This window comes from Nocardioides sp. S5 (assembly GCF_017310035.1).
In the GTDB taxonomy this organism is placed as follows: Bacteria; Actinomycetota; Actinomycetes; order Propionibacteriales; family Nocardioidaceae; genus Nocardioides.
Genome location: NZ_CP022296.1, coordinates 2,671,673 through 2,690,770, shown reverse-complemented (window position 1 = coordinate 2,690,770; position 19,098 = coordinate 2,671,673). Strand labels below are relative to the sequence as shown.

The 19,098-nt window shown below is 72.1% G+C and carries 20 protein-coding genes; 10 read left to right on the top strand and 10 right to left on the bottom strand.

Features of this window, described 5'->3' with window-relative positions:
• Positions 1-37: 37 nt before the first annotated feature.
• Complete coding sequence (locus tag CFI00_RS13275) at positions 38-1,189, top strand: PP2C family protein-serine/threonine phosphatase (RefSeq protein ID WP_207081608.1); 1,152 nt, start codon at positions 38-40, stop codon at positions 1,187-1,189.
• 5 nt (positions 1,190-1,194) lie between these two features.
• On the opposite strand, the gene CFI00_RS13270 is transcribed toward CFI00_RS13275, so the two are convergent.
• The 5 genes from CFI00_RS13270 to CFI00_RS13250 form a co-directional block, all read right to left on the bottom strand.
• Complete coding sequence (locus tag CFI00_RS13270; RefSeq protein ID WP_207081607.1) at positions 1,195-2,148, bottom strand: ATP-binding cassette domain-containing protein; 954 nt, start codon at positions 2,146-2,148, stop codon at positions 1,195-1,197.
• A 5-nt stretch (positions 2,149-2,153) separates the two neighbouring features.
• On the bottom strand, positions 2,154-2,987 hold the full coding sequence (locus CFI00_RS13265) for an ABC-2 family transporter protein (protein WP_242532385.1): 834 nt from the start codon (positions 2,985-2,987) through the stop codon (positions 2,154-2,156).
• A complete protein-coding gene (locus CFI00_RS13260) occupies positions 2,980-3,777 on the bottom strand; it encodes an ABC-2 family transporter protein (protein WP_207081606.1) in 798 nt (265 codons plus the stop codon). The genes CFI00_RS13265 and CFI00_RS13260 overlap by 8 nt, the downstream gene beginning before the upstream one ends.
• Before the next feature lie 115 nt (positions 3,778-3,892).
• On the bottom strand, positions 3,893-4,450 hold the full coding sequence (locus tag CFI00_RS13255) for a CAP domain-containing protein (protein ID WP_207081605.1): 558 nt from the start codon (positions 4,448-4,450) through the stop codon (positions 3,893-3,895).
• A 184-nt stretch (positions 4,451-4,634) separates the two neighbouring features.
• Positions 4,635-5,156, bottom strand: coding sequence for a YbhB/YbcL family Raf kinase inhibitor-like protein (locus CFI00_RS13250; protein WP_207081604.1), 522 nt, complete (start codon positions 5,154-5,156; stop codon positions 4,635-4,637).
• 49 nt (positions 5,157-5,205) lie between these two features.
• On the opposite strand from CFI00_RS13250, the gene cobA reads away from it, so the two are divergent.
• A complete protein-coding gene (gene cobA, locus CFI00_RS13245; RefSeq protein ID WP_207081603.1) occupies positions 5,206-6,444 on the top strand; it encodes a uroporphyrinogen-III C-methyltransferase in 1,239 nt (412 codons plus the stop codon).
• Complete coding sequence (locus tag CFI00_RS13240) at positions 6,437-7,240, top strand: RNA methyltransferase (protein WP_207081602.1); 804 nt, start codon at positions 6,437-6,439, stop codon at positions 7,238-7,240. Before cobA ends, CFI00_RS13240 begins: the two co-directional genes overlap by 8 nt.
• A gap of 12 nt (positions 7,241-7,252) precedes the next feature.
• On the opposite strand, the gene CFI00_RS13235 is transcribed toward CFI00_RS13240, so the two are convergent.
• A complete protein-coding gene (locus CFI00_RS13235; protein WP_207081601.1) occupies positions 7,253-8,044 on the bottom strand; it encodes a TrmH family RNA methyltransferase in 792 nt (263 codons plus the stop codon).
• Positions 8,041-8,649, bottom strand: a complete 609-nt coding sequence (gene def, locus CFI00_RS13230) for a peptide deformylase (RefSeq protein ID WP_207081600.1) — start codon at positions 8,647-8,649, stop codon at positions 8,041-8,043. The genes CFI00_RS13235 and def overlap by 4 nt, the downstream gene beginning before the upstream one ends.
• 89 nt (positions 8,650-8,738) lie before the next feature.
• On the opposite strand from def, the gene CFI00_RS13225 reads away from it, so the two are divergent.
• Together CFI00_RS13225 and CFI00_RS13220 are read left to right on the top strand one after the other, a co-directional pair.
• Complete coding sequence (locus CFI00_RS13225; protein WP_207081599.1) at positions 8,739-10,100, top strand: acyl-CoA dehydrogenase family protein; 1,362 nt, start codon at positions 8,739-8,741, stop codon at positions 10,098-10,100.
• Entirely contained in the window at positions 10,100-11,314 is a 1,215-nt protein-coding gene (locus tag CFI00_RS13220; protein WP_207081598.1) for an acyl-CoA dehydrogenase family protein, read from the top strand. Before CFI00_RS13225 ends, CFI00_RS13220 begins: the two co-directional genes overlap by 1 nt.
• 112 nt (positions 11,315-11,426) lie before the next feature.
• Here the strand turns inward: CFI00_RS13220 and CFI00_RS13215 are convergent, their stop codons facing one another.
• Entirely contained in the window at positions 11,427-11,720 is a 294-nt protein-coding gene (locus CFI00_RS13215; protein ID WP_207081597.1) for a YiaA/YiaB family inner membrane protein, read from the bottom strand.
• Between the two features lie 96 nt (positions 11,721-11,816).
• On the opposite strand from CFI00_RS13215, the gene CFI00_RS13210 reads away from it, so the two are divergent.
• From CFI00_RS13210 to CFI00_RS13195, 4 genes are all read left to right on the top strand, one after another.
• Positions 11,817-13,259, top strand: coding sequence for an aminotransferase class V-fold PLP-dependent enzyme (locus CFI00_RS13210; protein WP_207081596.1), 1,443 nt, complete (start codon positions 11,817-11,819; stop codon positions 13,257-13,259).
• Between the two features lie 52 nt (positions 13,260-13,311).
• On the top strand, positions 13,312-14,757 hold the full coding sequence (locus CFI00_RS13205) for a GuaB1 family IMP dehydrogenase-related protein (RefSeq protein ID WP_207081595.1): 1,446 nt from the start codon (positions 13,312-13,314) through the stop codon (positions 14,755-14,757).
• Position 14,758: 1 nt separating this feature from the next.
• Positions 14,759-15,424 (top strand): sulfotransferase, encoded by a 666-nt coding sequence (locus CFI00_RS13200; RefSeq protein ID WP_207081594.1) that lies wholly within the window; start codon positions 14,759-14,761, stop codon positions 15,422-15,424.
• Between the two features lie 75 nt (positions 15,425-15,499).
• Complete coding sequence (locus CFI00_RS13195) at positions 15,500-15,901, top strand: hypothetical protein (RefSeq protein ID WP_207081593.1); 402 nt, start codon at positions 15,500-15,502, stop codon at positions 15,899-15,901.
• Positions 15,902-15,934: 33 nt separating this feature from the next.
• Here CFI00_RS13195 and CFI00_RS13190 read toward each other — a convergent pair whose 3' ends face one another.
• The gene (locus tag CFI00_RS13190) at positions 15,935-16,516 is read right to left on the bottom strand and encodes a LysR substrate-binding domain-containing protein (RefSeq protein ID WP_207081592.1); all 582 of its coding nucleotides are present in this window, start codon (positions 16,514-16,516) and stop codon (positions 15,935-15,937) included.
• A gap of 24 nt (positions 16,517-16,540) precedes the next feature.
• Positions 16,541-18,253 (bottom strand): BCCT family transporter, encoded by a 1,713-nt coding sequence (locus CFI00_RS13185; protein ID WP_207081591.1) that lies wholly within the window; start codon positions 18,251-18,253, stop codon positions 16,541-16,543.
• A gap of 155 nt (positions 18,254-18,408) precedes the next feature.
• Here CFI00_RS13185 and CFI00_RS13180 point away from each other — a divergent pair, with 155 nt between their 5' ends.
• Entirely contained in the window at positions 18,409-19,095 is a 687-nt protein-coding gene (locus tag CFI00_RS13180) for a hypothetical protein (RefSeq protein WP_207081590.1), read from the top strand.
• The last annotated feature ends 3 nt before the right edge of the window (positions 19,096-19,098 follow it).

Genomic DNA, 19,098 nt, shown 5'->3' with positions numbered 1-19,098 from the left:
ACCGCGGGATGCATCCGGTGAGCCCTACCCTTCGGACGTGTCGAGCGCGTTGGGGGCGGTGATCCGCGGTTGCGGGGCCTACGTCCGCCAGCGGGTCGAGGGCTGGCGCACCGGCTCCCGCGGCAGCCAGGCGTTCCTGCTGCTCGTGCTGCTCGCCCTGGTGGCCCTCGCCGTGGCGGTCGGCGCCCTGGCGCGCGTCGTCGTCCCGGTCTCGCTGTGGCTGCTCTTCCTCATGCTCGGGACGATGCTGCTGCGCTTCGTGCCGCTGCTCGTCCTCGTCGCCGTGCTCATGGGTGTCTCGGTGTGGACCTCGGTCGAGACCAGCTTCGCCACTGCGAGCCGTCCGTCGGCCCTGCTGATCTTCGCCGTGGCGATTGGGCTCGCGCTCTACCAGTCGAGCCGCCAGCGATCAGGCCTCCCGATGGCGCTGAGCGAGGCCGTGCTGACCCAGCTGCGCGACCGCCTGCAGCGCCAGGGCGTGGTGCCGCCCCTGCCCGAGGGGTGGCGCTCGCAGTCGGCCACCATCACCGCCAACGGGCCCAGCTACGCCGGTGACTTCCTCGTCGCGGACCTCCGCGAGGGCCGGTGGCTCGAGATGGCGCTGGTCGACGTGTGCGGCAAGGGCACGTCCGTGGGTCCGCAGGCCCTGCAGTTCGCCGGTGCCCTCGGCGGCCTCATCGGCGCGTTGCCTCCGGCCGAGCTGATGGCGGCGGCGAACAACTTCCTGCTGCGCCAGGAGTCCGACGAGTCACTGGCCACCGCCGTGCACATCAAGGTGGACCTGGTCACCGGCGACTACACGATCACCAGTGCCGGCCACCCGCCCGCACTGCACTGGCACCTCGGGCAGCGGGGGTGGTCGGTCGACAACGCCCGCGGCATGGCCCTCGGCGTGATCGAGGAGGCCGACTTCACCCCCAGCCACGGCCGCCTGCGCCCCGGCGAGGCGCTGATGTTCTACACCGACGGCGTCATCGAGACGGCCGGTCGCGACCTCGACGACGGCATCGACTGGCTGCGCCAGGTCGCCCTCCAGGCGGTGGACGCGCGCGGCTTCACCGGCATGCCGAAGCGGGTCCTGAAGAAGGTCCCGCGCGGTGACGACGACCGCGCGATGCTCGTCCTCGAGCGCCAGCCGCTGACCTCTCCGGAACGCGACTCCGAGCGCAGCCGCGCCCTGGGTGGCTGACCGCGTCAGGCGCCGCGGGAGTAGAGGTCGCGGATGACGTCCTCGATGTCGGGCTCCTGGATCGAGAGGTCCGCCACGTCGTACGCCGCCGCCACCGCCGCCACGACCGGGGCCGCACTCGCCTCGGTCGGGAACGACAGCCACTGCCGCGGGCCCTCGACCTTCTTCACCCGCGCTCCCGGTACGTCGATGGGTGGGCCCTCGTCGACCAGGTCGACGACCAGGGTGCGGCTCGACCCGCCCTGGGCGTGCAGCCCGGCGAGCGAGCCGTCGTACACCGACGTGCCGTGGTCGATCACGATCACCCGGTCGCACAGCGCCTCGATGTCCTGGAGGTCGTGCGTGGTGAGGAGCAGCGTGGTGCTGCGCTCGGCGTTGAGGGCACGCAGGAACTCGCGCAGCCGGCCCTTGCTGACCACGTCGAGCCCGATGGTCGGCTCGTCGAGGTAGAGGATCTCGGGGTCGTGCAGCAGGGCCGCGGTGATGTCGCCGCGCATCCGCTGGCCCAGGCTGAGCTGGCGCACCGGTGTGTCGAGCTGGTCACCGAGGTCGAGCAGCTCGACGAAGCGGTCGAGGTTCTGGCGGTAGCGCGCGTCGGGGATGCGGTAGATCTTGCGCAGCAGCTCGAAGGAGTCGCGCAGCGGCAGGTCCCACCACAGGGTCGTGCGCTGGCCGAAGACCACGCCGATGCGCTGGGCGAGCTCCGTGCGCTGCCGGCTCGGGTCGAGCCCGGCCACCTGCAGCGAGCCCGCGGTCGGGACCAGGATGCCGGTCAGCATCTTGATCGTCGTGGACTTCCCCGCGCCGTTGGGGCCGATGTAGCCGACCATCTCCCCGGTCTCCACCGCGAAGGTCAGGTCGTGGACCGCGCGCACCTCGGAACGCGTGCGGCGCATGAAGCCCGCGCGGCGGCGTACGACGAAGGTGCGCTCGAGGCCGGAGACGTCGATCAGTGGCATGGGGCTCAGCTTCCGGTGGAGGTGTAGCGGCGCACACCGGTGCGCCAGACGAGGAGGGCGGCGGCCACGACGACGGCGGCGGCCAGGGGCGAGCAGAACTGCAACCCCTCGGGGAAGCCGAACGGGTCGGACCGGCCGAGGAGGTAGAGGCACGGGTACCAGTTGACGAACGCGATGGGCAGCACGACGGTGAGCGCGATCGCCAGCTCGCGGGGAAAGACCGTGAGGGGGTACTGCGTCAGCGTGTTGCCGCCGTAGGTGAAGGCGTTGGCGAACTCGCTGGCGTCGCTGGTCCAGAACTGGACGCAGCTGAAGAGGACGAACAGGCCGAAGAAGAGCGCGCTCGAGCTGAGCACCATCAACACCGCCACCAGCACGCGCGACGGCGTCCAGTCCACGATCGGCAGGGCCCACGCCATCACGACGCTCGCCTGGGTGATGCGCCCGAGCCGGCGCAGGGTGAAGCGGTCGGAGCAGACCTGCACCAGCAGGGGCACCGGCTTGGTGAGCATCTGGTCGAGGCGGCCGGTGCGGATGAACTCGCCGATGCGCTCGACGCTCCCGATGAGGGTGTCGGCGATGCCGATGCCGACGCCGGTCGCGCCGTAGAGCAGGGCGATCTCGCGCAGCCCGAAGCCGCCGAGCGAGTCGATGCTGGAGAACATGATCGCGATGCCGGCGAAGTCGAGGGCGTTGATGAGCATGCTGCCCACGACGAGCATCGCGAAGGACGCGGGGTAGGACAGCTCGGCGCGGACCCACAGCCGCACCATGTCGCCGTAGCGCGCGACCGGGTGCCACAACCGCGCGGTCGTCGAGGTCGTCGAGGTCTCAGCCACCCTGCACCACCAGCTTGCGGGTCGCGAGCGCCAGCACGAACCGGCAGGCGAGCAGCAGCACGACCGCCCAGCCCGCCTGGAAGGCCAGCGCGCCCACGAGGTCGATCCCGGTGTGCCGGCCCAGCCAGATGTCGTTGGGGACCTGGATCATCGCCGAGAAGGGGAGTGCCTCGGCGAGGGTGCCGAGCCAGCCGGGGAAGAGCACGAGCGGGAGCGACATGCCGCTGAAGAAGATCGCGAGCGCGCCGGTGAGGATGCGCGGACCGCTGGCGTCGAGCAGCCAGAAGGCGGTCGAGGCGACGAGGAACCGGATGGCGAAGCTGACCACGACCGCCAGCGGGATGCTGAGCACGAAGCCCAGCGCCGCGACGGGGGAGTCGGGCAGGGCGATGTCGAAGAGCAGCAGCCCCACCACGGTCGGGGCGAGACCGCGGATGAGGAAGTGGTACGCCGCCCGGCCGAGGTCGCTCGCGAGGTACCACCCGACGAGGTCGACGGGCCGGTAGAGGTCGATGGCCACGTCGCCCGTCCGGATGCGCTCGGCGAGGTCGTCGGTGGCGCCCCCGCCCCACAGCGCGACGGTCATCAGCAGCGCCTGGCCGAGCCAGACGAAGGTGACCGCGTCGACGGCGTCGTAGCCGCCCGCGTCGGGGTTGGCCCTCCACAGCGCCAGGTAGGCGAAGGAGTAGATGACGCCGAACACGGAGTTGGTGAAGACCCCCGCGACGGTGGCCGCGCGATAGGTCGAGTAGCGGCGGAAGGCGCGTGACGCCACGGCGACGTGCAGCATCCGCTCTCCCCTCACGCGAAACGATCCCCGGCCCACCCACGAGGGGGCCGGGGATCGTCTCACACGTGAGGGGTACGGCGCACGCGGGCGCACGCGGGCGCGCGCGGCCCTCGCGTCAGCGGTGCCGCACCAGGTTGACCACGCCGACCATCCGGCCCTGCGGGTCCTCCGTGATCGCCACGCCGGCCCGGCGGGCGTCCGGGTTGAGCAGGATGGCGCGGTGGTCGGGGGAGTCGAGCCACAGCCGCACCATCTCGTCGGGGGTCAGCGCGGTGCCGCGCACGAGCGTCTCCCCGGCCCACGCGTGGCGGCAGCGGCGGATCACCTCGCCCTGGTCGCGGTGCGCGAAGACGCCGGTGCGGGCGATGCGCAGGCCCCAGTGCTCGGCGAGCTCGTCGGTGCAGACGTCGAAGTTCCAGATCTTGCGCAGCCCGAGCGCCGCTCGGGCGTCGTTGATCCGCACCATCAGCGCGTCCTCGAGCCGGTCGTGGTCACGGCTGGTCGTGGGGTCCTCGACGAGCACGGTGGGGACCGACCACGTCCGTGCCGCAGGCTCCCACCGTGACGTCGCGGCGACCGCGCCGGTCGGTCCGGCGAGCACGGCCGCGCCCAGCACCGCTGCGGTGGCGGCGCGCGCCAGCGGCCGTCGCGAGCGGGGTCGGGGGTGGCGCACGGTCGTTCCTCCAGTGCGGGATCCGCGTCGGGTGTCGGATCTTGAGGAGATCTCAGGAGTTTTCCCACCACGGATCACAACAGTTTGACCGTTTCTGCATGACAGGTTCCCGAAAAGGGGGCCCGGTGGTCTGGACCGCAGGGGCCGGGACCACCGGGCCCCCAGGGGCTCGGGCGCAGGACGATCAGTGCTGGTAGGTGCCGTGGATGATCGCCCGGCCCAGCGTCTTGAACGCGAGGTTGAAGGACACGACGGCGTTGGACGCGCCGTTGTCGACGCCGAGCGTCTCGTCCTGGACGGCGTGCACCACGAAGAAGTAGCGGTGCGGCTGGTCGCCCTCCGGCGGCGCCGCACCCATGAAGCCGGCCTCCCCGCCGTCGTTGCGCACGTGGAAGGCCTTGCCCGGCAGGTCGCCGGCCGCGGCGCCGGTGTCGAGCGAGGTGACGTCGGCGGGGACGTCGACCAGGCACCAGTGCCAGAAACCGCTCGGGGTCGGTGCGTCGGGGTCGAAGCAGGTGACCACATAGGACTTCGTGCCCTCGGGCGCGCCCGACCAGCTCAGCTGCGGCGAGGTGTTGCCGAGGGCGGCCACCTGGTCGTCCTTGAGCGGCGCACCATCGGTGACGTCGTCACTGGTGACCGTGAAGGACGCGGTCGCCGGCAGGTAGTCGTACGGGTTCGGGCTGACAGGTCGCTCGATGCTCATTCCTCGAACCTAGCCACGGGTCCAAGGCGCTGACCAGAGACAATGCAGCATGCCCGACAACGGTTCCTCGGAGACCCATCCCTACCTGGCCGGGCTCGTGCTGGCCGGACGCCGGGTGGTCGTGGTCGGCGGCGGGCACGTCGCCCAGCGCCGCGTCCCCACGTTCCTGGCGACCGGCGCGGACGTGGTGGTGGTGAGCCCGGAGGTGAGCCCCGCGATCGAGGGGCTGGCCGGCGAGCTCACCCTGGTGCTGCGCGAGTTCACCGAGACCGACCTCGACGGCGCGTGGTACGTCGTCGCCGCCACCGACGAACCTGAGGTCAACGCGCGCGTGGCGACCGCGGCCGAGCAGCGCCACACCTTCTGCGTGCGCGCCGACGACGCGCTCAGAGGGTCCGCGTGGACCCCGGCCGTCGGCCACCACGGCAGCGTCACGGTCGGCGTGCTGGGCAACCGGGAGCCACGGAAGTCCGCGGCGCTGCGCGACGACATCGTCACCGCGCTGCGCGACGGCCAGCTGAGCGCCGCCGACGCCCACGACCGCACGCCGGGCGTGGTGCTGGTGGGCGGCGGTCCCGGCGAGCCGGAGCTCGCCACGGTCGCCGCGCACCACGCCCTGGCGTCGGCCGACGTGGTCGTCGCCGACCGGCTCGCACCGCGCGAGCTGCTCGACGGCCTCGGGTCGCACGTCGAGCTGATCGACGTCGCCAAGCTGCCGCGCGGCCGGTCGGCCTCCCAGGAGCAGATCAACCAGGTCATCGTGGACCGGGCACTGGCCGGCAAGCGCGTGGTGCGCTTCAAGGGCGGTGACAACTTCGTCTTCGGCCGCGGCTACGAGGAGATCCAGGCGTGCGCGGCAGCCGGGGTGCCGGTGACCGTCGTCCCCGGCCTCACCTCCGCCATCGCGGTGCCGGCCCGCGTGGGCATCCCCGTCACGCACCGCGGGGTGGCGCACGAGTTCACGGTCATCTCCGGCCACCTGCCGCCGGGCCACCCCGAGTCACTGGTCGCGTGGGACTCGGTGTCCGGGCTGCGGGGGACTCTCGTACTGCTGATGGCGGTGGACAACGCTCCCGCCATCGCCGAGGTGCTGCTGGAGGGGGGACGTCCCGCCGACACCCCGGTCGCCGTGATCGTCGACGGCACCATGCCCACCGAGCGCACCGTGCTCAGCACGCTGGGTTCGCTGGCCGACGACCTCGCCGCCCACGAGGTGGTCCCGCCCGCGATCATCGTGATCGGCGAGGTGGTTGCGGTGGCCCGTCCGGCACACTACGGACGTGCCTGAGACCGTCGAGATCACCGACCCCGACGACCCCCGCCTCGCCGACTACCGCGACCTGCGCGACGTCGAGCTGCGCAAGAGCCTCGAGGCCGAGCACGGGCTCTTCCTGGCCGAGGGCGAGAAGGTCGTACGCCGCGCGGTCGAGGCCGGCTACGACGCCCGTTCGTTCCTGATGGCGCCGCGCTGGCTCGAGGGGCTCGACGACGTCATCTCGCGAAGCGCGGGGCACTGCTACGTCATGCCCGAGCGACTGATCGAGCAGGTGACGGGCTTCCACGTCCACCGCGGCGCGCTCGCGTCCCTGCAACGCCGGCCGCTACCTGCGCTCGACGCCGTGCTGGCGGACGCGCGCTCGGTGCTGGTCCTCGAGGACCTCGTCGACCACACCAACGTCGGTGCTGTCTTCCGCTCGGGCGCCGCCCTCGGCTTCGACGCGGTCCTGCTGGCGCCGCGCTGCGCGGACCCGCTCTACCGGCGCTCGATCAAGGTCGGCATGGGCGCGGTGTTCACCACGCCCTGGACCCGCCTGCCCGACTGGTACGACGCCCTGCCGGACCTGTCGGCGCGCGGCTTCACCACCGTGGCGCTGACCCTGTCGGCCGACTCGGTGCCGATCGAGGACGCCGTCGCCGGTGTCGACCGGCTGGCGCTGGTGCTCGGCTCGGAGGGGCACGGGCTGTCGTCGCGGTGGGAGGCCTCCGCCGACCGGCGCGCGATCATCCCGATGCGGGCCGGCATCGACTCGCTCAACGTCGCCGCGGCCAGCGCGGTCGCCTGCTACGCCGCGGCCCGCCGCTGAGGGTGCGGTCGCTCAGCGCCGCTGGCGCAGGGCCTCGTGCAGCACGATCGACCCGGCGACGGCCGCGTTGAGCGACGACGCGGTGCCCATCATGGCGATGCTCGCGACGTCGTCGCAGGCAGTACGCCATCCCGAGGAGATGCCGTGGGTCTCGTTGCCGACCACGACGACCACCCGTCCGGACAGGTCGACCTCCGCGAGTGGGCTGCCCACCTCGTCAGTGCCGACGATCCGGTAGCCGCGCGACTGCGCGTGCTCGACCACCGGAGCGGGGCCGGGCACGCGCAGGACCGTCAGGGCGAAGAGCGAACCGGTGCTCGCGCGCACCGACTGCGGGTCGTAGGGGTCGGCGGCGTGGCCGGTGACGACGAGCGCAGAAGCACCGAACGCGTCCGCGGAGCGGGCCAGGGTGCCGATGTTGCCGGGGCTGGTCGGCCGGTCGAAGACCACGATCGGGCCGTGCGGCCGCGAGGAGTCGGCGAGGCGGGCGACGCCGTCGTCGGGCATCTCCACCACGGCGACGAGCTCGGCGCCGTCCTTGCCGCTGAGGCGGGCGTGCAGGTCGGGGGAGAGGTCGACGCGCTCGCCGTCCGTGGTCGACCACAGCGCGTCGGACCAGGCCGAGGAGGCGCCGTCCGCGCGCAGGAGCGCCCGCACGGTCCAGCCCTCGTCGACGGCGCGGGTGATCGGGCGTACGCCCTGCACCAGGAACTCGCGGTTGCGGTGGCGCTTGGAGCGGTTGGTCAGCAGCGCCTCCCATTGCTGGAAGCGCGCGTTCTCGCGGGTGATGCGCAGGTCGCTCATCCGGCGGGCCAGGTGAGGGGGAACTCCTCGGCGGCGGCGTCGTGCTTCTTGGTCAACCGCTTGCGCGACTTCGCCGAGAGCCGGTCGCCGAAGACGGTGCCGAGGGTGTGGTCGGTCTCGTGCTGGAGGCAGCGGGCCAGGAGCCCGTCGCCCTCGAAGGTCACCGGCTCGCCGTCGAGGCCGGTCCCGTCCACGCGCGCCCAGTCGGGGCGCGGGCACGACTCGAAGGAGCCGGGGAACGACAGGCAGCCCTCCTCGTCGTCCTCGAGACGGCGGTCACGGCCCTCCGGCAGCGTCAGCACCGGGTTGCACACGACGCCGACGGTGCGGGTCCCGGTGTCGTCGGGGCAGTCGAAGACGAACATCGCCACGTCCTCACCGACCTGGCAGGCCGCCAGGCCCACGCCCTCGGCGGCGTACATCGTGGCCACCATGTCGGCTGCGAGGGTGCGCAGCGCCTCGTCGTACGCCGTGACCGCGGCCTGCGGCCGGTGCATGACCGGCGTGCCCCAGCGGGTGATCGGGCGCACCGAGCCGCCGTCGGGGAGGGGGCCGTGGGGCGCCCGGAGGTCGAGGTCGGCGTCGGTCGGCTGGTCCTCGGGCATGACGAGGATCCTAGCGAGCGCCGGCAGGTGGCCCGCACCACGCCGGACGTGCTCTGGTCAAACATGTAACTCAGAGTTACATTGAGTCCATGAGCCCACTGTTCCGCCTGCGGCCGGGAGGCCGCCACGGGTTGTCCTCGCGCGAGACCCGCGACCCCATCGGCTTCGCCGTCGCCGCCGTCAACCGGCTGGCGCAGAGCGAGCTCATCGACCGGGTGGGCCTGCGCAAGCAGGCCGAGCAGGCCGTCTACTCCACGACGCGCAACGGGTTCCGCGTGGCCACCGCCGCCGGTCGGACCTTCGCCCGTGCCGGCCGGAACGCCCCCGGCGCCCGTCCTGCCCGGGGCGCGTCGAGCGGGGTGTTCGACCTGACCCCGACCGAGGACGAGGCGATGCTCGTGGCGGTCGTCGACGAGCTCGCGACCGAGCTGCTCCGCCCCGCTGGGTCCGCCGCCGACGCGGCGTGCACCGCGCCGGCGGACGTCCTGGCCGCTGCCCAGGAGATCGGGCTGCCCGGCGTCGGTGTGCCCGACGCCCTCGGTGGCATCATGGAGGAGCGCTCCGCCATGGCCGGCACGCTCGTCGCCGAGGCGCTCGCCAAGGGCGACATGGGCCTGGCCGTCGCGACGCTCGCGCCGGGTGCGGTCGCGACCGCGATCGGCCTGTGGGGCACCGAGGCCCAGCAGCAGACCTACCTCCCCGCCTTCACCGGCGACGACGTCCCCGTCGCGGCGCTCACGATCGCCGAGCCCACGGTCCTGTTCGATCCGTTCTCGCTCGCCACGACCGCGCGGCGCGAGGGCGAGGGCTTCGTCCTCGACGGCGTGAAGTCCGCGGTCGTGCGCGGCGCCGACGCCGAGCTCTTCGTGGTCGCGGCCCAGCTCGACGGCACCCCGGCGCTCTTCCTCGTCGAGTCGGGGACCGACGGGCTCGAGGTCGAGGCCGACCCGTCGATGGGCGTGCGCGCCGCGGGCCTGGCCCGCCTGCACCTCAGCGGCGTACGGGTCGGGGCGCAGGCCCTGCTCGGCGACACCGACGGCACCGCCTACCTCGAGTGCGTACGCCTCTCCCGCCTGGCGTGGTGCGCGCTCGCCGTCGGGACCGGGCAGGCGGTGCTCGACTACGTCAAGGAGTACGTCAACGGGCGCGTGGCGTTCGGCGAGCCGATCAGCCACCGCCAGTCGGTCGCCTTCATGGTGGCCGACATCGCGATCGAGGTGCAGGCGATGCGCCTGGTGACGTGGAAGGCCGCCTCGCGCGCCACTCGCGGCCAGGACTTCTCCCGCGAGGTCGCCCTGGCCCGCCAGCTGTGCACCGAGAAGGGCATGCGGATCGGGCTCGACGGCGTCCAGCTGCTCGGCGGGCACGGCTTCGTGAAGGAACACCCGGTGGAGCGGTGGTACCGCGACCTGCGGGCCGTCGGCGTGATGGAAGGTGCGGTGCTGGTCTGATGATCAACCTGGAGACCCCCAAGAAGCAGGCCGGCCTGATCGACCAGGCCCACCAGCTGGCGATGAACATGCTCCGCCCGATCTCGCGGAAGTACGACCGGGCCGAGCACGACTACCCCCACGAGCTCGACATGCTCGCGGCGCTGATCGACGGCGTGTCCGAGACCGGCGCGACCGGCGGCGCCGGCGCGGGCGGCGTACGCCGCGACGACAAGCCGTCGGACGCGGGGAAGGTCCGCAACGGCGCCAACCTCGCCTCGGTGCTGTCCGTGGCCGAGATGTGCTGGGGCGACACCGCCCTGCTGCTGTCGATGCCGCGCCAGGGCCTCGGCAACTCGGCGATCGCGTCGGTCGCCAACGACGAGCAGCTCGAGCGCTACAAGGGCACGTGGGCCGCGATGGCGATCACCGAGCCCGGCACCGGCTCGGACTCGGCCAACATCACCACGACCGCGGTGAAGGACGGCGACGACTACGTCATCAACGGCGAGAAGATCTACGTCACCTCCGGCGACCGCGCCGACAGCGTCGTCGTGTGGGCCACGCTCGACAAGGAGCTCGGCCGCGCGGCCATCAAGTCCTTCCTCGTGCGCAAGGACAACCCCGGGCTCAAGGTCGAGCGGCTCGAGCACAAGCTCGGCATCCGCGCCTCCGACACCGCGGCGATCACCTTCACCGACTGCCGGGTGCCAGCCGAGGACCTGCTCGGCTCGCCCGAGATCGACGTGAAGTCCGGCTTCGCCGGGGCCATGGCGACCTTCGACAACACCCGCCCGCTCGTGGCCGCGATGGCCGTCGGGTGCGCCCGCGCCTCCCTCGACCTCACCCGCGACCTGCTCGAGCAGGCCGGTGTGGTGATCGACTACGACCGACCGGCCCAGTCGCAGAGCGCGGCCGCGGCCACCTTCCTGCGCCTCGAGGCCGACTGGGAGGGCGCCCAGCTGCTGATGATGCAGGCGGCGTGGATGGCCGACAACCGACTGCCCAACTCGCTCGAGGCGTCGATGGCCAAGGCCAAGGCCGGACGCGTCGGCTCGGACGTCACGCTCTCGTGCGTGCAGCTGTGCGGCACCCTCGGCTACAGCGAGGGCGAGCTGCTGGAGAAGTGGGCGCGCGACTCCAAGATCCTCGACATCTTCGAGGGCACCCAGCAGATCCAGCAGCTGATCGTGGCCCGGCGGATCCTCGGGCTGACGAGCTCCCAGCTCCGCTGACCGGGCACTTCCTCGCGCTGAAACGCACTGACCGGGCGGTTCCTCGCGGTGCAACGCGAGGAACCGCCCGGTCAGTGATGCATAGCGCGAGGAAGTGCCCGCTCAGCGTCGGTCAGGAGACGGCGCGGAAGGGGTCGTGCTCGGCGAGCAGCTTGTCGACGCGGGCCTGGTCGATGCGGTGGAAGACCTTCTGGTCCTCCTGCTGGTCGCGGATCACCTTGGCGAGGGTGAAGGCCGAGGTCGTGAGGTAGAGGGTGCCGAGGGCGAGGAAGCCCTTGATCCAGGGGTCGGCCGGCATGAAGTAGATGGCGACCAGCATCGCGAAGAGCGAGGCGCCGAAGGAGATCGCGGCCTGGGCGGCGAAGGCAGTGGTGTTCTTGGCGGTGGAGTCGGTCTTGGAGGTCATGGCAGGAGTCTGGTGACGCCGGTGCCCGCGCGGACCCGGCCGGCTACCCGACCTGCGCTGAGTACGCGCACCCGACCCGCCCGGTACGTTCGGGCCATGCCAGACCCGCACGCCGGCCACATGTCGCCCCAGGAGTTCCGCCGCCACGGCCACGCCGCCATCGACTGGATCGCCGACTACTGGGCCTCGCTCGACGACCTGCCGGTGCGCGCCCAGGTCTCGCCCGGCGACGTACGCCGTCAGCTGCCCGCGTCGGCGCCCGAGCAGCCCGAGCCGTTCGACGCCCTGCTGGCCGACCTCGACCGCGTCGTCGTGCCAGGGCTCACCCACTGGCAGCACCCGCGGTTCTTCGCCTACTTCCCGGCCAACTCCTCGCCGGCCGCGATCCTCGGCGACCTGCTCTCCAGCGGCATCGGCGCGCAGGGGATGATCTGGGCCACCAGCCCGGCGGTCACCGAGGTGGAGCAGGTCGTCCTCGACTGGTTCGCCGAGGCGCTCGGCCTGCCCGAGGGCTTCCGCAGCGACGGCCCCGGCGGCGGCGTCATCCAGGACACGGCCTCGACCGCGACGTTCACGGCGCTGCTGTCCGCGCTGCACCGCGCCAGCGGGGGAGCCGTGCGTGCCGACGGTGTGGGCAGCGAGCCGTGGCGGGTCTACGGCTCGACGCAGGCCCACTCGTCGCTGGTGAAGGCCGCGATGATGGCGGGGCTGGGGGAGGGCGCGGTGCGCACCGTCGCGGTCGACCCGACCTCCCAGGCCATCGACGTCGACGCGCTCCGCGACGCGATCGTCGAGGACGTCGAGGCCGGCCTGCGTCCGGTGATGGTGCACCTCGCCGCGGGGTCGACCTCGACGGGCGCGATGGACGACGTCGCCGCGGTCGCCGAGGCGGTGCGCGAGTGGGGCGTGTGGCTGCACGTGGACGCCGCCTGGGCGGGCGTCGCCGCTGTCTGTCCCGAGCACCGCGACTTCCTGGCCGGGGTCGAGGCGGCCGACTCGTTCGTCACCAACCCCCACAAGTGGCTGCTGACGACCTTCGACTGCAGCACCTTCTGGGTGCGCGACCGCGCTGCGCTCACCGGTGCGCTGTCGATCCTGCCGGAGTACCTCCGCAACGCCGCGACCGAGTCCGGGGAGGTCGTCGACTACCGCGACTGGCACCCGCAGCTGGGCCGGCGGTTCCGGGCCATCAAGCTCTGGGCGGTGCTGCGGACCTACGGGCTGGACGGCCTCCGCGCCCACATCCGCGGCGGCATCGCCCTCGCCGAGCACGTGGCCGACCTCGTCGCCGCGGACGACCGCTTCGAGATGGTCACCGAGCCGTCGCTGTCGCTCGTGGTCTTCCGGCTCCGCGCCGGCGACGAGCAGACGCTCGCGGCCATGGCGGCGGTCAACGACTCGGGCGAGGCGTACCTCTCCCACACCACGGTCGAGGGTCGCGCGGCGATCCGGCTCGCGGTCGGCAGCTGGCGCACGACGGAGGCCGACGTCGACCGCACGTGGCGGGCGCTGCAGGAAGCCGCGGCCGCTCAGGCCTGACCGTCCTCGCAGTGGTCGGCGCAGGAGCTGCCCGCCCCGTAGAGTGCGGCCAGTGCAGTTCCTCACCACGCAGTCCGGGGGCGCCCCGTCCCACGACCTGACCTACGACGACGTCTTCATGGTGCCCCGTCACTCGGCGGTCGCGAGCAGGTACGACGTCGACCTCGCCACCTCGGACGGCACCGGGGCGACGCTCCCGCTCGTCGTGGCCAACATGACCGCCATCGCTGGTCGGAGGATGGCCGAGACCGTCGCCCGCCGCGGCGGCATCACGGTGATCCCGCAGGACATCCCGATCCCGGTGGTCGCCGACGTGGTGGCGTGGGTCAAGCAGCGCCACCGTGTCTTCGACACCCCCATCGAGCTGCGCCCCGACCAGACGGTCGCCGAGGCGTTGTCGCTCATCCCCAAGCGGGCCCACCGCGCGGCCGTGGTCGTCGAGGACGGCCGACCTGTGGGGGTGGTGTCCGAGGCCGACTGTGCCGACGTCGACCGCTTCGCGCAGGTGTCGCACGTGATGAACCCGGCCGTGGTGACGGTGTCGGCCTCGACCGACCCGCGTGAGGCCTACGACGCGATCGAGCGGGCCAAGGCGCCCGTGGCCGTCGCCGTCTCGGAGACCGGCGAGCTGGTCGGCGTGCTGACCCGGCTCGGCGCGCTGCGCGCCACCCTCTACACCCCCGCGCTGGACGCCCGCGGTGGTCTGCGCGTCGCCGCTGCCGTCGGTGTCAACGGCGACGTCGAGGCCCGTGCGGGCGAGCTGCTCGCCGCCGGCGTCGACTGCCTCGTCGTCGACACGGCCCACGGCCACCAGGACCGGATGCTCCAGGCGCTGAAGGCGGTCCGGGCGCTGTCCCCGACGGTCCCGGTCGTCGCGGGCAACGTCGTCTCCGCCGACGGCACCCGTGCGCTGGTCGAGGCCGGTGCCGACATCGTCAAGGTCGGCGTCGGACCCGGTGCGATGTGCACGACCCGGATGATGACGGGCGTGGGACGCCCGCAGTTCTCCGCCGTGCTCGAGTGCGCGGCCGCCGCGCGCGAGCTCGGCAAGCACGTCTGGGCCGACGGCGGCGTACGCCATCCGCGCGACGTCGCGCTGGCCCTGGCGGCGGGAGCTTCGTCGGTGATGATCGGGTCGTGGTTCGCCGGCACGCACGAGTCGCCCGGCGACCTCATGCACGACGCCGACGGCCGTCCCTTCAAGGTGTCCTTCGGCATGGCCTCGGCGCGGGCCGTCGCCAACCGCACGGCCGGCGAGTCGTCGTACGACCGGGCCCGCAAGGGCCTCTACGAGGAGGGCATCTCGTCCTCGCGGATGTATCTCGACCCCGACCGCCCCGGCGTCGAGGACCTCATCGACCAGATCTGCTCGGGCGTGCGCTCGGCGTGCACCTATGCCGGTGCGACCAGCCTCGCCGAGCTCCACGACCGGGCCGTGGTGGGCGTCCAGTCCGCTGCGGGGTTCCACGAGGGCCGTCCGCTCGCGAGGTCGTGGTGACGTGGGGGACCTCCGGCACGTCTTCGTCATGACCTACGGCAGGTCGGGCTCGACCCTGCTGATGGGCATCCTCAACTCGATCCCCGGCTGGCTGCTGCGCGGGGAGAACCGCCACGCGATGCGCCACCTCTACGACTTCCACCGCAGCGGCCTGGTGGAGAGGGCGCGCGTCGACGCACGCCGCGCGAGCCAGCCCACGCACCCGTGGTTCGGCATCGAGGCGTTCCCCGAGGACGTCTCGCTCCAGCACATCCGGTCCCTCGCCGAGGCGACGCTCCTGCGGCCCGAGCCGGACACGCGGGTGACGGGCTACAAGGAGATCCGGTGGTACGACGAGGACCTGCCGGACTACCTCGCCTTCCTCCAGCAGGTCTTTCCCGGCGCGCGGTTCGTGCTCAACACCCGCAACCTCGAGGACGTCGCCGCCAGCAACTTCTGGACCCACAAGGACGACCCGCTCGGCCGCGTCCAGAGGATCGAGGAGCGGATGCTCAGCGCGGCCGGGGGACTGGGACAAGCCGTCCACCGGGTCCACTACGACGAGTACGTCGCCGACCCCGAGGTGCTGCGCGGGCTCTTCGACTGGCTCGGCGAGGACTACGACCCGGCGAAGGTGCACGAGGTGATGGCCACGCCCCACTCACGCCGGGGCAAGCACCGCGACTGACCACCGTCGCCGGTCGAGGAACCTGAGTACCCGACCCCTCGCGGGCGCGGTGCCCCGCCGGGGAGGCTCGGGCCCATGACGTCTCGTCGCCAACCGCCCAGGACCCTGCTCGCCGCCTGGTCGGCCGTGGTGGCGGGGCCGCCTCTCGCGTGGCTCTTCTGGATCTCGTGGAGCGAGGACAAGGCGAGCGATGCTGCCCACGTCGCCTGGTTCGCCACGGTGGCCGCATCGTGGGTCGTCGCCGGCGCCCTTGCCGGGCGGCGCAGTGCCCATCCCACCATCGCCGCGGTGGCCGTCGTCTCGGCGCTGGTGACGCTCTTCGCCTGGTGGTCGTCCCAGGACGACAGCGGGTTGTTCCTGGTCGGCCTCTTGTTCGTGACCCCGTTCCTGCTCGTGATGTCCCTGCCGCTGATGTGGATCGGGCACGCGTGGTCCCTGGGCGTCCGTTCGCGCAGGCGCCCGCGCCCGAAGCCGTGAGAGGGTCCCGCCGGCCGGGCCGTCGGACGCGGGTCAGCGCGAGGACCGTGCCGTACGCCCCTTCGTGACGCCCACGAACGTCTGGGTCACCTCGTCGTCGCGCTCGGTGCGCCACACGAGCGCGATCGTCGTGGGATCGAGGTCGGTGACGACGCGCGTGACGACGTCCTTGCGCTGGTGCAGCCGCGCCACCGACATCGGGAGCACGACGACGCCCGTGCCGGCCGCGACGGTCTCCACGGCGTCCCGCTCGCTCATCGGCGGCCAGTCCAGCTGCGCGGCGTCGGGCCGCCACCCGCTCACGTGGGGGCGTACGAGCTGCTCGTCCGCCAGGTCCGCGGTGGTCACCTCGGCGTCGGCGGCGGCCAGGAGGTGGTCCCGGGAGGCCACGACGACCGGCAGCTCGTCGTAGAGGCGCACGCAGTGGAGTCCGTCGGTCTCGACGGGCAGTCGGACCAGCGCCATGTCGAGGCTTCCGTCGAGCACGCCGTCAAGCTGCTCGGACTCCGTCACCGGCACGAGCTCCAGGGGCTCGCGCCGTTGGTCGCGCCAGCTGCGCGCCCACTTGTCGGGGGTCGCGCCGGTGACGAAGCCGATGCGCAGGGGAGCGATCATGCGGCCGACCCTACGGTGCGCGACTCAGACCTCGAGGTCCTTGTCGACCTCGGCCTTCTCGACCGACAGCACGAAGTCGTCGCCGTGCTCGGTGACGCCGGTGATGACCGCGGCCTCCACGGCCTCGATGGCGTACTGGCGGCGCACGACCATCGGGTCCTGCGCGAGGTCCTTCACCAGTGCGACGGCGAGACCGATCATGATGAGCACGAACGGCAGGGCTGCGATCACCGTGATCGTCTGCAGTCCGCTGAGCGCGTCCGCGCCGCCCACGAGCAGCATCACGGCCGCGACGGCCCCGGTCGCGACACCCCAGAAGATGACGGTCGGACGGCTCGGGTGGATGGTGCCGCGCTCGGACAGCGAGCCCATCACGATGGACGCAGCGTCGGCGCCGGAGACGAAGAAGATGCCGACGAGCACCATCACCACGATGCTTGACACGGTGGCGAGGGGGTAGGCCTCGAGGGTGCTGAAGAGCTGGTTCTCCAGGCCGTCGGCGCCGGCGATGTCAGTGCCCTTCTTCTGCAGGTCGATGGCTGCGCCGCCGAAGATGGCGAACCACACGACGCTGACGAGGCTGGGCACCAGCAGGACACCGGTGACGAACTGGCGGATCGTGCGACCGCGCGAGATGCGGGCGATGAACATGCCGACGAACGGCGTCCACGAGAGCCACCAGGCCCAGTAGAAGACGGTCCACGTCGACAGCCACTCGCTGGTCTCGGTGCCCTCGGCGGCGGTCCGGGCGGCCATCATGGGCAGGTCGGCGACGTAGCTGCCGATGGAGGTCGGCACGAGGTTCAGGATGAAGACCGTCGGGCCGACGACGAAGACGAAGAGCGCGAGCGCGACGGCAAGCACCATGTTGATGTTGGACAACCACTGGATGCCCTTGGCGACGCCGGAGACTGCGGAGAGCACGAACGCGGCGGTCAGGACGGCGATGATCCCTACCAGCACCGCGTTGCCGGTGTCGCCGAGCCCGGCCACGATCTGCAGGCCCGACTGGATCTGCAGGGCGCCGAGGCCCAGCGACGTGGCGGAGCCGAAGAGGGTCGCGAAGATCGCGAACATGTCGATGGCCTTGCCGCCGAGTCCGTGCGCGTGGCGGCCCAGGAGGGGTTCGAACGCGGAGCTGATCAGCTGCAGGCGACCCTTGCGGTAGACGCCGTACGCCACTGCGAGCCCGACGACGGCGTAGATCGCCCAGGGGTGGAGCGTCCAGTGGAACATCGTGGTGGCCATCGCGTCCTGCGCGGCCTCGGCGCCGCCCTCCGTGCCCGGCGGTGGGGTGACGAAGTGCGTGATCGGCTCGCTGACGCCGTAGAACATCAGGCCGATGCCCATGCCGGCGCTGAACATCATCGCGATCCACGAGATCGTGCGGAACTCCGGCTGCTCGTCGTCGCGGCCGAGCGGGATGTTGCCGAACTTGCCGAGGGCCAACCAGATGACGAAGACGACGAAGGCGCTGGAGGTCAGGACGAAGAGCCAGCCGGTCTTCTCCATGGTCCACGCCAGGCCCGAGGCCGAGGCGTCGGCGAGGGTGCCGGTGCTCGTGAACCCCCAGACGAGGAAGGCGAGACTGACGACGGCGGTGACGCCGAACACGAGCTTGTCCACCCCCGACTCACGGGACACACCGGAGTCGATCACGCTGTCGAGGGCCGGGTGCGGCTCGTCGAGGGGGTCGGGTGCGGGCAGGTCGCGGGGGTGCTCGATTCCTGTGGCCATCCGTCGACCTGACCAACATTCGCGGCCGCTGGCAAACCGGGAGCCCGCCGTCCCGCTCACGATGAGAGGACTCTCACAACCTGCCAGAACATCGATTCGCGCTCGATGGGCACGTCCGGGGGTCACGGGTGCGCTGCTCGTGCGACAGTCGCGGGGTGACCACGGGGGACGCGTCCAGAGCCGAGCACCACGCCTTCGTCGACGGGGACGTGGGCCGTTGCGGCGCCATCCTCCGCGACGTTGCCTCCCGCAGCCTGCGGACGCGCACCGTGTTCCGGATGGGTGACGACGCTCCCCTCTACATCGTGGACCACGTCGTCGACCACGATGGTGACGTCCGGCGGTGGAGGCGGTTCACCTACGACTCGCCGAGCTCGGGGAGCCGTCACTCGGGCCTTCGCGACACGGACGGCACGGTCCAGGTGGACGGGACGTCGGTGCCGGAGCTCGCCGACGCCGTCGGTGCGTACGCCGAGCACCTGCTTGTCGCAGGGATGCTCGGCCGCGACGAGGACACCGTCTCGTTCGTCCAGTTCGACGAGGGCGAGCCCGGAGGCGCCACGCAGGAGGCGGAGCTGCACAGGTGCGGGTCCGAGCAGACCGAGCTGCTGGACGGGTCCACCGTGCACGCCGAGCGCATCCAGCTCGTCGTGGACGGACGCCCCACCAACGCTCACTGGTGCGTCGACGGCCTGGTCGTGAAGTCCGACTGGTGCGGGGCCCAGTCCTTCCTCGTCGACGACCTCGACGTCCTCTGCGCGGGGCTCGACCAGGAGGTGGCAGGCCGGATCAGGGAGTTCGCGGCAAGGCGGGTCAAAGGTGGCGGTCCCGGGCCGACGTAGCGG